The following is a 14,984-nucleotide window of genomic DNA, read 5'->3' on the forward strand; positions in this document are numbered from 1 at the left end:
GAGAAATCAGCTAGTGTGTTTAAACCGAAAAACCCCGCATCATTTTGACACGGGGTTTATTTTTATCTTATTAATTAGCTTGAAAGCAAAGATTAAGTCAACTGAGCAACGTTAATTTTATCTGCTTCTTCAGTGTACTCTTCCATACGATCGAAGTTCATGTACTGATACACTTCCTCACCCATGCTGTTGAGCATACCAGCGTACTGCTGATATTCATCATTGGTTGGCAGTTTACCGAGTACTGCAGCGACTGCAGCAAGCTCTGCAGACGCGAGATAAACGTTTGCGCCTTGACCGAGACGGTTCGGGAAGTTACGAGTCGACGTCGATACCGCAGTAGACTTCGGTGCGATACGTGCTTGGTTACCCATACATAGTGAGCAGCCTGGCATCTCAGTACGAGCGCCGGCTTGTGCGTAGACGTTGTAATAACCTTCTTCCATCAACTGACGGGCATCCATCTTAGTTGGTGGTGCGATCCATAGACGCGTCTTCAGGCTACCCGCTGGGACGTCTTGTAGCAGTTTACCTGCCGCGCGGAAGTGACCGATGTTGGTCATGCACGAACCGATGAATACTTCATCAATAGTGTCGCCAGCCACATCTGCTAGAGTCTTGGCATCGTCTGGATCGTTCGGGCAGCAAAGGATTGGCTCTTTGATCTCGTTCATATCGATAGTCATATCGATGGCATATTCAGCGTCTGCATCAGCACGCATCAGGCTTGGGTTTGCCAGCCAGTCTTGCATTTGCTCGATACGGCGGCTGATGGTACGCGCGTCGCCATAACCTTCAGAGATCATCCACTTAAGCAATGTGATGTTTGAGTTTAGGTACTCAGTTACCGACTCTTCAGATAAGGTGATAGTACAACCAGCAGCACTACGCTCAGCAGAGGCATCAGATAGCTCAAACGCTTGCTCAGCAGTTAGGTCTTCTAGACCTTCGATCTCAAGAATACGACCGTTGAACTCGTTGATTTTGCCTTTTTTATCGACCGTCAAGTAACCTTCTTTGATCGCTTGATAAGGAATCGCGTGCACGAGATCACGCAAGGTGATACCAGGCTGACGCTCACCGACGAAGCGGACACGGACAGATTCCGGCATATCCAGTGGCATCACACCAGTTGCGGCGGCAAAGGCTACCAGACCAGAACCCGCTGGGAATGAGATACCCATTGGGAAGCGCGTGTGCGAGTCACCACCAGTACCCACAGTATCTGGAAGGAGCATACGGTTCAACCAGCTGTGAATGATACCATCACCTGGACGTAAGCTCACGCCGCCGCGGTTCATGATGAAGTCAGGTAGGGTGTGCTGAGTCTCAACGTCGACTGGCTTTGGATAAGCAGCAGTGTGACAGAATGACTGCATCACGAGGTCTGCTTGGAAGCCCAAACATGCCAAGTCTTTTAGCTCATCACGAGTCATCGGACCTGTGGTATCTTGAGAGCCGACAGTCGTCATCTTCGGCTCACAGTACATGCCCGGACGTACGCCTTCTAGACCACAAGCTTTACCGACCATTTTTTGCGCGAGTGTAAAGCCTTTACCCGTGTCGGCTGGCTCTTCTGGCTTGGCGAATACGTCTGAATGACCCAGACCCATGTACTCACGCGCACGGTTAGTCAGACCACGACCAACGATCAATGGAATACGGCCACCAGCACGCACTTCGTCAAGTAGCGTTGGTGAGTTTAGTTTGAACTCTGAGATGATCTCGTCTGAGTCATGCTTAGTGATTTTGCCGTCATGTGGGTAGATGTCAAACACATCGCCCATGTTTAGCTTATCGACAGCTACTTTTTCGATTGGCAAGGCGCCAGAATCTTCCATCGTATTAAAGAAGATAGGAGCGATATTGTTACCCAGTACCAGACCGCCGCCGCGTTTGTTTGGTACGTTTGGAATATCTTCGCCCATCAGCCATAGCACTGAGTTGGTCGCAGACTTACGGCTAGAGCCAGTACCGACGACGTCACCAACGTACGCTAGCGGATGGCCTTTTTCTTTTAGCTCATCAATAAGGTTCATTGGACCGCGCACGCCCTCTTCGTCAGCAGTAATGCCGTCACGAGAGTTTTTGTGCATGGCAAGCGAGTGCAGTGGAATATCAGGACGGCTCCACGCGTCTTGCGCAGGAGATAAGTCATCAGTGTTGGTTTCGCCTGTGACTTTAAAGGTTGTATAAGTCGATTTCTTTGGTACCTCGTCACGGTTCAAAAACCACTCAGCGTCAGCCCAAGACTGAATCACTTCTTTTGCGATGTCGTTACCGGCTTCGGCTTTTTCAGTCACGTCATTGAACGCGTCAAATACGAGCAAAGTTTTCTTAAGTGCTTCAGCTGCATCTTGAGCAACTTCTTCATCATCCAATGCTGCCACTAATGGCTGTACGTTGTAGCCGCCTTGCATGGTGCCTAGAATTTCAACCGCTTTTTTCTTATCAATAAGTGGTGAGCTCGCCTCGCCTTTAACGATAGCGGCCAAAAATGCAGCTTTTACATAAGCGGCTTGGTCAACGCCAGCTGGAATACGGTTTTCTAGCAGGTTCATTAAGAACGCTTCTTCGCCCGCTGGTGGGTTTTTTAGTAGCTCAACCAACTGGGCTACCTGTTTTTCATTTAGTGGAAGCGGTACAGTTCCTAGCTCAGCACGTTCTTCGACATGTTTACGATAAGCTTCTAACACAATAATTGTCCTCGTAGTTGGGCTAGTACATTGCGTGAGTAGTCAGAATGACTGCCTGCGTCGATGCACTATAGGAAATAATTAAGGGAATGTGGTCATTGAAATATTTGTGCTGCAATGATAGCTTAAAACGCTCAAAAAGTTAATGGCTTAGGCTGCAAAAGGCGTAGAATCAAGCCATATTCAATATTTATTATAAAAATAGTAGTAGCTACTAGAGTAAATATTAGACATATAAGTTCAATGCACTCGAAAACTAACAATTCAATATTAACTCATGGTTCGATATTAAACTCATGATTCTATATTAAATAGCATCATGACATTAAATAATATCAAGACCGACTCGGCGAACGGTTCCGATTCAATTTTAAAAGTTAAGGATAATAAAATGAGCAATAACAATGAGCACTCAAACTATAAAAAAGGGTTAAAAGTGCGCACTGAGGTCATGGGCGAGGCTCACGTTAAGCGCTCATTCGATGCCGCTACAGCCTTTACTCAGCCCTTGCAAGATTGGATCATTGAGCACGCTTGGGGCACCACTTGGCAAGACGATAGCGTCTTACCGCGTAAGTATCGCTCCTTGGTTACCTTAGGATTTTTGATTGCGCAAAAGAGCCCAAATGAGCTAAAAGGTCATATCAGAGGCGCGATTAACAATGGCGCAACTGTCGCCGAGATTCGCGAGGTACTCATGCACAGCCTGCCTTACTGCGGTGCGCCTGCTACCCAAGAGGCTTTTCGCGCGGCTATCGAAGTATTTAATGAGATGGGTATAGATATTGATAACTTAAACAAAAAGCCATAGCACAAAGGGTTGAATAATAAACCCTGAGCGCAATATCTGCTATAATAAAGACACCTATAAAGCATACTGATAATTCCATAAACCCTTATACTATAAAGGGTTAAGAGATCATTGATTATGACTACTGCCGTACAAACCCATATTCCTGCGCCAAGAGTAAAACCCAAAAAAGCCATTCAAGGTGAAAAGCTGCGTGGCTACGATAAAGTCGCGCGCATCCCGATTAAAGTAATCCCGACGGTTGAAACTAAGCAAAAGCCGGATTGGATTCGAGTAAAAATGTCCTCACCTGCTGAGGTAGCGCGTATCAAAGCCAAACTACGCGAACAAAAGCTCTATACTGTTTGTGAAGAAGCCGCTTGCCCGAATCTTGCGCAGTGCTTTGGTGACGGCACCGCCACCTTTATGATTATGGGCGATATCTGTACGCGTCGTTGCCCGTTTTGTGATGTCGGTCATGGTCGCCCGAACGAGCTTGATAAAGATGAGCCGCGTCATACCGCCGAGACTATTCAAGGTCTTGAGCTCAAATATGCAGTGATCACCTCAGTCGATCGCGACGATTTAAAAGATGGCGGCGCGCAGCATTTTGTCGAAGTACTCAACGAATCACGGGCGCTAAGCCCAAACTGTTTGATCGAAATCTTAGTGCCTGATTTCCGTGGCCGTATGGATATTGCCTTAGACTTACTCACCGAAACAGCTCCTGATGTCTTTAACCATAATATCGAGACGGTTCCGCGCCTGTATAAAGCCTTCCGTCCAGGTTCTGATTATCAGCACTCGCTCGACTTGCTCAAGATTTATAAAGAGCGCCGTCCTGATATCGCGACCAAATGCGGCTTTATGGTTGGTCTTGGCGAGACCGAAGAAGAGGTATATGCGCTACTTGATGACCTAAAAGCCCATGATGTCGATATGATTACCATCGGTCAGTATCTACAGCCGAGTAAAAATCATGCCCCTGTCGATCGCTATGTGCATCCGGACGAGTTTCAGCGCTATATGGATTACGGTAAAAAGATTGGCTTCTTTAGTATTTGGGCCGGTCCCATGGTACGCTCAAGCTACTTTGCCGATCGTCAGTATTATGGTGAAGATTGCCCGGCGCCCATCCGTAGTAAAAAGGCGCTTGAGGCGGAAGGTAAGCTTGGCTGTTAAGAATGGATTGATAACAAAAAATGGAGACCCTGCTTGGGTCTCTTTTTTTATGCTAATGATTAGCATAAGTCCTTAGCAACTCTACTTAAAGCCACTACACTGCCGGATACAGAAAATGCTATATTTTGTCTTAATGAATTTCATAGATACATACCGCTAATTTTATAAAAAAGGACTACCTTATGAGTGACGACTTCACCCCGCAAGAAGGCTCTTGCTCCTGCTATAGCAATACTTATACCATCAACCATACTCCTATGGCTCGCTTTATTTGTCACTGTACGATTTGTCAGGACTATACCGGTAAAGCTTATAATGATGTGACGGTTTTACTAAAGTCAGACCTTAGCGAATTAGAGATTGATAAAACCCGCTTTCGTAGTTGGAAAATGCCGCCTAATATCAGCCGCGGACTGTGTAAGCGTTGTCATAAGCCTAGTATAGAGACGGCGGTAGGCGGCAATCTGGTATTAATCCCTACTGATAATTATCCTGATAAAGTGGCCTTGCCAGAGCCTGCTATGCACCTATTTTATAATCGCCGTATCAGAGACGTGGATGATAACTTGCCTAAATACGAAGGCTTTGTACAAAGTCAAAGCATGGTGGTTAAGGAGTTGGCTCAAGGGCTGTATAAAAGAGTTACCAAACGCTAATGGTTATCGTCAACCGCTCGGTTTAGTATTTTAAGCGCTATTTTATCTTAAAAGACAAGCGTTACTGATAATTACAATGACTCGTTTTTAACTCCTCCATCTGGGACTGATATGATTTCAACCTTAGTAGAAGACACCGCTCATTTATCCGCCGACATTGCCATTATCGGCGGTAGCGGCTTATATCAGATGCAAGCGCTAAGCAATAAGCGTCAGGTAACAATCTCAACGCCTTATGGTAAGCCATCTGATGACATTGTCATGGGTGAGCTAAATGGCGTAACTGTCGCTTTTTTGACCCGCCACGGTCAAGGGCACAGATTTAGCCCGTCAGAAGTTCCCTACCGCGCTAATATCTATGCGCTAAAAACTTTGGGCGTACGCTATGTCATTTCAGTCTCAGCGGTAGGCTCACTACGAGAGCATCTCAAACCTTTAGATATGGTCATTCCAGATCAGATGATCGATATGACCAAACAGCGAGCCAGTACCTTTTTTAGTGAGGGAGCGGTGGCGCATGTAGCAATGGCCGATCCTTTATGTGTGGCGCTTGGTGGGGTGTTAAAGCGCGCTTATAGTCAGGCAAATATTAGCGAAGGCCAATGTCATAGTACCGCGACTTACCTCTGTATCGAAGGGCCGCAATTTTCTACTCGCGCTGAGTCCAATTGGTATCGACAGATGAATGCTGACATCATTGGCATGACCAATATGCCAGAGGCTAAGCTTGCACGTGAAGCGAGCATGGCGTATGCTACGCTTGCGCTAGTGACAGATTTTGATTCATGGCATCCAAGTGAGGAAGATGTCAGCGCTGATTATGCGATTCAAAACCTTATGAAAAACGCCGATAACGCGCAGCAAGTGGTCAAACAAGCCGTGGCTTTACTTGCCAGCGAGCAGCCTGACTCTATTGCTCATACCGCGCTAGCGCAAGCGTTAGTCACCCCTATTGAGGCGATGAGTGAAGAAACGAAGACCAAGCTTAATGCGTTATTGCCCAAGTAATATCGACCTCTATCACAAAAAAAAGCCATCAAATAGTTGATGGCTTTTTTTTGTGATAATTATAAATTAATAATCCTTAAGCTCATAACCATCAAGCCAACCTGCAGGCAGATATTGTAAATCCTCTGGCTCATCGATATCAGGTAGAGGTTGTAGCGAAGCTAATGACCAATTTAGATCTTTAATACGCTGCTTAGTCACTGCTGCCACATCACTGACGCTCCACGTCATATTGGTAAATAGGTGCGCGTTTATTTGCCTAAAGCCAAGCAGTACGTAACCGCCATCAAAAGCAGGAATCATGACGCTATTTAAGTTGTCTAACTGCTGCGCGGCATCTTGAATCACTGCCGCCGTCAAACTGGGACAATCGCTTCCTATTAACAACACCTTTTTAAACTTTGCCAAAGCTTGCGTACTAGCCGTGTACATACGCTCTCCTAAATCACCATCGGCTTGTGCTGACCATGTCAATGACTCTGGTAGATTCAGCGTTTGCCAGCAAGGAGTATTAGGAGGGGGACTGACACATAATTCAACGCTAAAGCCCGTTGCTAACGCTTGCTCTACGCTATGTAGTAATAGCTGCTTTGCCATTTTTGCTGCACCATCAATGCCAAGCGCAGGTTGCAAGCGGGTTTTTGCCATGCCTTTAGCAGGGAATTTAGCGAATAGGATAATGCAGGTATTTTGTTCTTGAGTCATATTAAAAACTTTCTATATTTGATCCACTATACAACAAACCTAGTGCTAGCATAGCTGTATTATTCTGATTTAGGCTTATCTATATTACTTATAATAACGCGCTTTAATGTTGTCCGCCGAGACGCCGCGCCAATAATCAAAACGCAGCTGCCACATCAGCAGTATCGTGCGGCAAGTGCCATGCTGCTCCCAGCGCCTCGCCGAAGTAATAACTTTGCTTTTCAGACAAGCAGGCTGAGAGATTCCTTTTAAGCATTTGCATAGTTCAACATCTTCCATCAGCGCTTGCTGAGGATAGCCGCCAACTTGCTCAAAAAGCTTACGGGTAATAAAAATCGCTTGATCGCCAGTAGCGATACTTGTGAGTCGTGAGCGTAAGTTTATCATATGGCTGACCACCCAAAGCATCGGCTGACGACTGTTTAACTTAACGTTAAAACGCCCCCACTCTGATTTTTGCATAGCGGTTTGGATATCTGCAACAGCGTGAGTGGGCAGCTCAGTATCAGCGTGTAAAAATAGTAGTATGTCGCTTGTTGCTAAGGACGCGCCTTTGTTCATCTGCCGCGCACGACCTGCTTGTGACTTAACCACTTGCCAATTAATAGCTGACTGATTACTGTTATTTAAATCTACAATAAACTTTTGTGCCCATTCGAAGGAATCATCGTTTGAACCGCCATCAACTAAGATAATTTGCTGCGGTGATGGGTTTAGCCCAGCGATATGAGTAAACAAATGAGGCAGATTATTTGCCTCATTGAGTATAGGAACTATAATAGAAACCGTGGACATGCTATCTCACTACTTCTTGTTCAAATTCCAATTATAATTGGTATAACTGATCTTAGTCTTGCCGCTTTTTAAATCCGCAGTTTGTGATTTATTAAGACCGAGCGGTGAGCTATAACGCGCCAAAAACCCTTCTAAATCTCTGGTGCCGCGCCAATTACTCTCAAAGTCCTCTTTATACCACTTAAATATTGGCGAGATCTCAAGCGTGCTGCCCTTGAGACGGTTACGACTACTATCGGCGAGGAAATTGCGGGTGACTTGCTCTAATTGTTTATCGAGTTTACTGCCTGTGTAAGCATCATCCAACAATGCAGGACAACCAATGCTGGCACAGTTCACCGCAAAGTGAATACGCGGCTCATTATAGCGCCCAGAGCCGCGAATCAGGTTGTGTTCGATATCATCAAGCGAGCGCTTTTTACCCAGTACGTTGACAAAGTCTTGTTTCCAAGGCGAGCTAAATATACCGCCGATATCCTTAATCGACTTTATATTAGGGTACTTAGTCAGCACTAAATCCACAGTACCCGCATTATAGACGTTGATTAAAAACGCCAATTGCTCATCTTTGCTCCAGCGGTTAAACTCAGACCGACTGACCTTAGCCGTCGCTGCCAAATAGCCATCAAGCTTGCTTTGGTCCGCTTTCATGCCGTTGTAATTAACGACAGATGCTTTGCCCCCGTTGGTCATGTTGACGTTTTTGTTTAGTAAACTGTCCCAAGTGCTGTGGTTAAAATCAGCATAGGCAGCGCTTGATAGCATAAGGCTTGCGGCAATAAGGGCTTTTGTCGTTAAAGCTTTAGAAAATGGAGTTTTAGTTATAAGCATGAGATGAGCTCCGTTAATGCTGATAAGTTTTTTAAATCAAAATGCTTAGAACTAGCTCTAAGTCGCACTTACTTTTTCGTCTTCTAAAGCGCCGCCGCAGCTACTACCTTGCCCTGCTGTGCAGCCGTAACAATGGTCACCGATAGCGATATCGTCACCAGTAGGATTTTGGGTGAGCAGATCGCGCAAATGCTGGCGCGATTTATTGTGTACAGGCATCTCAAGCTGTTGATTAAAATCACAATCGAACAGCTCGCCGAGCCAATTAACACTAATAGTCGAGCGGCACATCACCTCTTTAAGATTCCCCGCATCATAGTTATCTTTGAGCAGATCCATATAAGGATGGAACTCGTTTTTGGCAAGAAGGACGGCGCCAAAACGTTGAATCGGCATATTGGTCAACGCAAAGAGCTGATTAAACTCTATATTAAAGTGCTCTTTTAATTCACGTTTATAGTCCGCCTCTAGCATCTGCTGATTGGGTGGTAAGGTCGCGCCTTGTGGGTTATATACTAGATTTAAAGTCAGACCTGTATCTGCACGTCCATAACCCAAAGCATTAAGCTTATGTAGCCCTAAAATACTGTCGTCAAACGCGCCTTTGCCGCGCTGTTTATCGACGTTCTCAAGTGAATAACACGGCAGTGAGGCGACCACTTCGACGCCATTATCCGCTAAGAACTGCGCCGTATCCTCAAAACCTTCTTCCATCAAGATCGTCAAATTACAGCGATCAATGACTTTAACGCCAAGTTTGCGAGCCTCGACGACTAAGTATTTAAAATCGTCATGCATCTCGGGTGCGCCGCCGGTCAAATCAAGTGTATCGATATTTTGCGCTTGCAGTACTTTTAAAATCAGCTCAACCAACTCGCGCGACATCATCTCAGTACGATAAGGGCTTGCTGCCACATGACAATGCACGCAGGACATATTGCACAGGTACCCTAGATTGACTTGCAGCGTGGTTAATTTACGGCGTTTAATAGTAGGAAAATCCGTATGTTCAAGCAATTCAATAGTGGATTTCATAGCGTATGACCTTTGGATGATAATGGTTTTAATCTTTGGTATTTACTGCGTATACAAGCAGAATATAGGAAAACCTTAAAGATGAATAGCTTTTTTGAGTGTTAACTCATTTATTATTACACTGTTTAATTATTCTATTGTGACGCGCAGTGGTAGTCAGTGTAACTAAATAATCAATAGTACTAAGCTATTGTTTTATAAATTAATATCTTTAATGCGGTTCGTGCAGCCTCTACTTATTTTGCGTTGACAAAACGCTTGTCGATATAGCGCTTAAGATACCAAATCCAGCATCCCTGCGCGCTGAAATTGCCCCAACTGCCGATTGCGTACTTGTCACCGCAAGCGAGCAAATACAAAGTGCGGTTTTTGGGTCGATAGCTTTTTAACTTATCTCCTACTAAATAAGCCAGTAAGTTATCCGCTTCCACTTTGCCGCCAAATACTGCATGCACCCCAGAATGTGCCATCTCTCGATCCACGCGTGACGCCACATCGCCTACGGCAAAGACATTATCATGCGAAATGCTTTGCTGCTTATCATTGACCGCAATAAAGCCCTTATCTACCGTCTCAAGGTTAGTCTGCGCGGCCCACGCCGAACCCATCACCCCAGTAGCCGCAATAGTCGCATCGGCCGCTAGCGTTTGCTTAAAGGTCGCTAATTTACCACCAGCTAAACCTTTGGTGCGCTCGTAGATAATCTCAATATTACGGCGCTGTAATTGCTTGATGACGCGAGAGCGAAAGCCTGCATCAAAGCCTGATAGCAGCTGCTCACCGCAAACCAAATAAGCTTGATGACTAGGATTAATTTGCTGCAAAGCAAACTGCGCGGCCATCACCAGCTCCGTTGCTGCAGCGCCTGCTCCGACTACTGCAACTTTATAATCACTCACTTGCTCAGCTTGCTTAAGGATCTGCTGCCACTGCTCGACGAAATTGAATATAGGCCTTACGGGAATTACGGTATTCTTTAGATTTTTATCTGCCAAATCTTTATCTATTAAGTCTTCATTAACTAGGCCGTCTGTATTAAGCCAAGTCATATCAGTATCTGCGCCTGTATTGAGCGACAGCAGCTCGTAATCAAAACGTTCGTCTTTAGCGTTTTTAGCGTCTTTAAAAGTAATAACCGTTTGAGTATCCGCATCGACCGCGATGATAGGTCGCTGTATTAGCGTCACGCCAGCACGTCTGCACAGCGCAGCGATATCGATACTGATCTCACTACGCTTATAATGAGAAGCCATCCAGCCCGGTAACATACCAGAATAAATCGTCTGCGGATGCTCAGTAATCACGCTTACTTCTACCTCCTGAAGATTATCTAAACGCTTACGGGCAAGCCTACGTAGCCAACCTATATGGGCGTGCCCTGCTCCAGCGAGCAGTAGTTTTTTGTTCGGGCGCTGTTTTTTAGGGAATAGCTTTTTCATAACTTAGGCTTTTATGGATGATTAGAAAATATCGCTAAGATTAAAACATAAGTTAATATAATTTTAAGTCAGTCTATTGTAGGATGGATAAAATGTTTGACCATTAATAAGGCCAAACGATATATGATCGCGCTAAGGCCAATGCAAGCGCGCAATAGGCCGTAATATTATAAACAGGCTGTATATTAACTATTCAACTTATCAAGGACCCTTATATGAATACTGCTATGAGCAATACTGAGCAAATTACTTCATCGAATACCAGCCATTATTTGCATCATACTTTCTTTACGCCAAAAGACAGCTCGGTAGATATAACCGCCACCCTACTAATCGTTCATGGCATGGCGGAGCACAGTGGTCGTTATAGCGATTTTGCGCAGTTCTTAGCAGATCACGGTATCGCTGTTGCCACTTATGATCAGCTCGGTCATGGTAAAACGGTCAAGTCAGAGAGTGAGTTTGGCTTCTTCGGTGAAGAGCACCCAGTGCAGTCGTTGCTAAAAGATGTGATTATCATGGCCGATAGCCTAAAAGCGAAGCATCCGGACGTGCCGCACTTTATTATGGGGCATTCGATGGGCTCGTTTATTGTTCGTACGGTGATGAAGCATCATGCACACAGTTTTGCTGGTGCGATCTTGATGGGTAGCGCTGATGCTGATCCTTTAGCCAAGGTTATTTTACCTATCAATAAAGCGCTCGCCAAAATCGCTCCCAAAAAGCCAAATGCCGTGTTTGCTAATATTATGAATAAAATCTTTAATAGTAAGCTGAATAATCGTATTTCTTCTTCACAGTTTGCTTGGCTCACCGAAAACCAAGCCAGTATCGAAGCGTATGAAGCCGATCCTCTAACCGGTTTTGACTTTACTAATAATGGTTATTTAACACTATTTAACTTAATGGAATCTGGTCTAAACAAAAACTGGGCCGCGACTATTAATAAAGACTTTCCGATGCTGTTTATCAGCGGACAAAATGACCCTGTGGGTAATATGAGCAAAGGCGTACGCAAAGTGGTCAACCGCTTAAATGAGCAAAGCTTTAGTGAGGTGGACGTCAAGCTATATCCGCATATGCGTCACGAGCCACTACACGAACTTGAAAAACAGAGGGTTTATCAAGACATCTTGGACTGGATAAATAGTCATATCAACACTGTATAGCAGCAACTACTCTCAAGCTATAGAGTCACTATGCAATCGAGCGAATCTGTCTGAAGTGTCATTGCCAAATTGAGCTGCCTAAAAGCCTGTGATTTGCTAAAACCTATAAAATTGGCGACAATACCAGCAGCAAGTGATAGCTCTGTCTTTATCGTACTTTGAATATTAACTTTTAGGAATTTTTATGTCATTACAACAAACCATCGAACAAGCTTTTGAAAATCGTAACGAGTACAGCCCAGCCAATATGCCACAAGATGTCCGTGATGCTATCGAGCAAGTGCTTGAGCAATTAGACAATGGCAGCTTGCGCGTTGCGGAAAAAAAGGACGGCGAATGGGTCGTTAATCAGTGGGCCAAAAAAGCAGTGCTACTCTCGTTCCGTCTCAATGACAATTATGTGCAAGCTGCCGGCGAGCATGTGCAGTTCTATGACAAAGTACCGACCAAATTTGCTGATTGGAGTGAGGCGCAGTTTAAAGAAGCAGGCGTACGCGTCGTGCCACCAGCAGTCGCTCGTAAAGGCTCTTATATCGCAGCAGGCGCGGTACTGATGCCATCATACGTCAACATTGGCGCTTATGTTGATCAAGGCGCGATGGTCGATACGTGGGCGACCGTTGGCTCTTGCGCGCAAATCGGCAAAAACGTGCATCTCTCAGGCGGCGTCGGTATCGGCGGTGTGCTTGAGCCGCTACAAGCCAACCCGACTATTATCGAAGACAACTGCTTCATTGGTGCGCGCTCTGAGATCGTCGAAGGCGTTATCGTTGAGGAAGGCGCAGTCATCTCTATGGGCGTCTATATCGGTCAATCTACACGCATTTATGACCGCGAAACGGGCGAGATTCATCGCGGCCGTGTCCCTGCAGGTTCGGTCGTCGTTCCAGGCAGCTTGCCATCAAAAGACGGTAGCCATAGCCTATATGCCGCCATCATCGTAAAAAAAGTTGATGCGCAAACGCGTGCAAAAACAGCGGTTAATGAGCTGCTACGCTTAGACTAATCTGCTCGCGTATACGTTGATTTTTGTACCAAACCGTTTTTAGGGCGTGTCCTCAATTCAATCGATAGCCATCTAAATGGGCTAAAAATGGCTAAATCTGGCCAAACGGTGTCAAATAGCTGACTAATATCTCGATATTACTTGCGATATCTTCCTTGTTTGACTGCGATTTATCTCATTTTTATCACCATTTTTAAAATGAGGACACGCCCTAGTAAAATAACTTTATATACAGATGCTGGAGCATGGCTTCAGCATCTTTTTTTATATTTTAATTTTTTATGTATTAGCCGCAGCGTAATATCATTGGTTACGTTATAATTCACCGTGATTTTTTGCGCTATCCTCGTATAAAGCGGCCGCACCTACGACCTGACTTTTTGCACAAGCTTATTGCCTCGGCGTTATCATAAACAGCTAAATAGCTGTATCAAGGGCACAAGAAAAACGGTATAAATCGCTCACACGACACGGAAATAAGGATAAGGGCACAAAGATGATCAAGCTAATACTACTGGGCTTATTGGCAGGGGCGTTTTTTAGCTCGACATTTATTTTAAATGAGATGATGAGCGCGGCAGGCGGCCACTGGTTTTGGTCGGCGAGTCTGCGCTATGTCTTTATGTGGCTGATAATCACCGGCATCATCTTGTTTCAGCAAGGGATGGGGCACCTCAAAGCTTTGACAGCGGTCTTTTGTCAGCACTGGGTTTTTTGGTGCCTCACAGGCAGTATTGGCTTTGGGCTGTTTTATGCAGGTATCTGCTATGCCGCCGATCATGTGGCAGGTTGGGTGGTCGCGGCGACCTTTATGTTTACCGTCGTTACCAGCTTATTGGTGCTGATGGTCTTTGGCCAGCGTTTTGATAAAAAACTCATCCTTTATGCCCTTTTGGTGTTTGTTGGCGTGGTGATGGTCAATGTCAGTGAGGGCTTGCACGCCGCTGCACTTGCCGACACTGATATTGCCCATGCCGTCCCTATAGCACAGATGCTGCTCTATGGCGCACTGCCCGCCCTTATTGCCGCCTTTAGCTATCCGATTGGCAATCAGTTGGTCTGGCAAGTCACTCATAACTCCCGCACGCCAGCGTTACCCGCTGACTTGGCAGATCAGTCGCACGCCGTATCTGGCACTGCCGACCCCCATGACGAGCCACTCATCTCTGAAGCTTATGATCTGCCGCCTACTTTATATGACACTAATACCACCAGCACCGCTCTAAATGCTCTGCCTGCCGCCGCACCTGCGCCGTCACTACTGCAAACTCTGATCCATCGTATTCCCTCGATTGAGACTACCTTACTACACAATGCCTTTAACAAAGTTTGGCTAATGACTGTAGGGAGTTTGCCATTTTGGCTGCTTTTGGGCATGATAGTGCGACCCGAGCTGCCCGATAGCACACAAGTGTTCAATACATTGCTGGTGGCTTTGTTGGCCGGGGTGGCGGCTACTACTATATTTTTGTACGCGCGCGGTCAGGCGGTGACCTCAAGCGAAGTGGCTGGCGTCGATGCCACCCAAGCCAGTGAGGTGATTTTTGCCCTTATCGGTGGGATATTATTACTGGGTAACTCGGTACCTTCAGCGATGGGTTTGCTCGGTATTGGTTTGATCATTATCGGGCTGATATTTTTTGCTAAAGACGGTTAAACACAAAGCAAGCTT

13 protein-coding genes are annotated in these 14,984 nt (G+C 45.6%); 7 read left to right on the forward strand and 6 right to left on the reverse strand.

Annotated elements, in window-relative coordinates:
• Positions 1-92: 92 nt before the first annotated feature.
• The gene (acnB, locus tag I3248_RS00545; RefSeq protein WP_238062154.1) at positions 93-2,696 is read right to left on the reverse strand and encodes a bifunctional aconitate hydratase 2/2-methylisocitrate dehydratase; all 2,604 of its coding nucleotides are present in this window, start codon (positions 2,694-2,696) and stop codon (positions 93-95) included.
• A 391-nt stretch (positions 2,697-3,087) separates the two neighbouring features.
• Between acnB and I3248_RS00550 the strand changes: the two genes are divergently transcribed.
• The 4 genes from I3248_RS00550 (at position 3,088) to mtnP (ending at position 6,332) form a co-directional block, all read left to right on the forward strand.
• Complete coding sequence (locus I3248_RS00550) at positions 3,088-3,507, forward strand: carboxymuconolactone decarboxylase family protein (protein WP_238062155.1); 420 nt, start codon at positions 3,088-3,090, stop codon at positions 3,505-3,507.
• Positions 3,508-3,624: 117 nt separating this feature from the next.
• The gene (gene lipA, locus I3248_RS00555; protein WP_238062156.1) at positions 3,625-4,668 is read left to right on the forward strand and encodes a lipoyl synthase; all 1,044 of its coding nucleotides are present in this window, start codon (positions 3,625-3,627) and stop codon (positions 4,666-4,668) included.
• Between the two features lie 182 nt (positions 4,669-4,850).
• Entirely contained in the window at positions 4,851-5,324 is a 474-nt protein-coding gene (locus I3248_RS00560) for a GFA family protein (RefSeq protein ID WP_238062157.1), read from the forward strand.
• A 111-nt stretch (positions 5,325-5,435) separates the two neighbouring features.
• Positions 5,436-6,332: an S-methyl-5'-thioadenosine phosphorylase gene (gene mtnP, locus I3248_RS00565; protein WP_238062158.1), complete on the forward strand. Its 897-nt coding sequence runs from the start codon at positions 5,436-5,438 to the stop codon at positions 6,330-6,332.
• Positions 6,333-6,398: 66 nt separating this feature from the next.
• On the opposite strand, the gene I3248_RS00570 is transcribed toward mtnP, so the two are convergent.
• From I3248_RS00570 to I3248_RS00590, 5 genes are all read right to left on the reverse strand, one after another.
• Complete coding sequence (locus tag I3248_RS00570; RefSeq protein WP_201601171.1) at positions 6,399-7,037, reverse strand: TIGR04282 family arsenosugar biosynthesis glycosyltransferase; 639 nt, start codon at positions 7,035-7,037, stop codon at positions 6,399-6,401.
• 84 nt (positions 7,038-7,121) lie between these two features.
• Positions 7,122-7,832 (reverse strand): TIGR04283 family arsenosugar biosynthesis glycosyltransferase, encoded by a 711-nt coding sequence (locus I3248_RS00575; protein ID WP_238062159.1) that lies wholly within the window; start codon positions 7,830-7,832, stop codon positions 7,122-7,124.
• Between the two features lie 9 nt (positions 7,833-7,841).
• Positions 7,842-8,663: a DUF547 domain-containing protein gene (locus I3248_RS00580; protein ID WP_238062160.1), complete on the reverse strand. Its 822-nt coding sequence runs from the start codon at positions 8,661-8,663 to the stop codon at positions 7,842-7,844.
• 57 nt (positions 8,664-8,720) lie between these two features.
• Positions 8,721-9,698, reverse strand: a complete 978-nt coding sequence (gene arsS / locus I3248_RS00585; RefSeq protein ID WP_238062161.1) for an arsenosugar biosynthesis radical SAM (seleno)protein ArsS — start codon at positions 9,696-9,698, stop codon at positions 8,721-8,723.
• Positions 9,699-9,934: 236 nt separating this feature from the next.
• Complete coding sequence (locus I3248_RS00590) at positions 9,935-11,137, reverse strand: FAD-dependent oxidoreductase (RefSeq protein ID WP_238062162.1); 1,203 nt, start codon at positions 11,135-11,137, stop codon at positions 9,935-9,937.
• 227 nt (positions 11,138-11,364) lie between these two features.
• On the opposite strand from I3248_RS00590, the gene I3248_RS00595 reads away from it, so the two are divergent.
• From I3248_RS00595 to I3248_RS00605, 3 genes are all read left to right on the forward strand, one after another.
• Positions 11,365-12,306 carry an alpha/beta fold hydrolase gene (locus I3248_RS00595; protein ID WP_238062179.1) on the forward strand — a complete coding sequence of 314 codons (942 nt, stop codon included), beginning with the start codon at positions 11,365-11,367 and terminating at the stop codon, positions 12,304-12,306.
• Positions 12,307-12,490: 184 nt separating this feature from the next.
• A complete protein-coding gene (gene dapD, locus I3248_RS00600) occupies positions 12,491-13,312 on the forward strand; it encodes a 2,3,4,5-tetrahydropyridine-2,6-dicarboxylate N-succinyltransferase (protein WP_238062163.1) in 822 nt (273 codons plus the stop codon).
• A 496-nt stretch (positions 13,313-13,808) separates the two neighbouring features.
• The gene (locus tag I3248_RS00605; RefSeq protein ID WP_238062164.1) at positions 13,809-14,969 is read left to right on the forward strand and encodes a multidrug resistance efflux transporter family protein; all 1,161 of its coding nucleotides are present in this window, start codon (positions 13,809-13,811) and stop codon (positions 14,967-14,969) included.
• The last annotated feature ends 15 nt before the right edge of the window (positions 14,970-14,984 follow it).

The organism is Psychrobacter sp. Ps3 (assembly GCF_022129275.1).
In the GTDB taxonomy this organism is placed as follows: Bacteria; Pseudomonadota; Gammaproteobacteria; order Pseudomonadales; family Moraxellaceae; genus Psychrobacter; species Psychrobacter submarinus.

Excerpts from the sequence above, each read along its gene's own strand:
- I3248_RS00550 (WP_238062155.1), top strand. The coding sequence starts at position 3,088 with ATGAGCAATAACAATGAGCACTCAAACTATAAAAAAGGGTTAAAAGTG.
- lipA (WP_238062156.1), top strand. The coding sequence starts at position 3,625 with ATGACTACTGCCGTACAAACCCATATTCCTGCGCCAAGAGTAAAACCC.
- I3248_RS00560 (WP_238062157.1), top strand. The coding sequence starts at position 4,851 with ATGAGTGACGACTTCACCCCGCAAGAAGGCTCTTGCTCCTGCTATAGC.
- mtnP (WP_238062158.1), top strand. The coding sequence starts at position 5,436 with ATGATTTCAACCTTAGTAGAAGACACCGCTCATTTATCCGCCGACATT.
- I3248_RS00570 (WP_201601171.1), bottom strand. The coding sequence starts at position 7,037 with ATGACTCAAGAACAAAATACCTGCATTATCCTATTCGCTAAATTCCCT.
- I3248_RS00575 (WP_238062159.1), bottom strand. The coding sequence starts at position 7,832 with ATGTCCACGGTTTCTATTATAGTTCCTATACTCAATGAGGCAAATAAT.
- I3248_RS00580 (WP_238062160.1), bottom strand. The coding sequence starts at position 8,663 with ATGCTTATAACTAAAACTCCATTTTCTAAAGCTTTAACGACAAAAGCC.
- arsS (WP_238062161.1), bottom strand. The coding sequence starts at position 9,698 with ATGAAATCCACTATTGAATTGCTTGAACATACGGATTTTCCTACTATT.
- I3248_RS00590 (WP_238062162.1), bottom strand. The coding sequence starts at position 11,137 with ATGAAAAAGCTATTCCCTAAAAAACAGCGCCCGAACAAAAAACTACTG.
- I3248_RS00595 (WP_238062179.1), top strand. The coding sequence starts at position 11,365 with ATGAGCAATACTGAGCAAATTACTTCATCGAATACCAGCCATTATTTG.
- dapD (WP_238062163.1), top strand. The coding sequence starts at position 12,491 with ATGTCATTACAACAAACCATCGAACAAGCTTTTGAAAATCGTAACGAG.
- I3248_RS00605 (WP_238062164.1), top strand. The coding sequence starts at position 13,809 with ATGATCAAGCTAATACTACTGGGCTTATTGGCAGGGGCGTTTTTTAGC.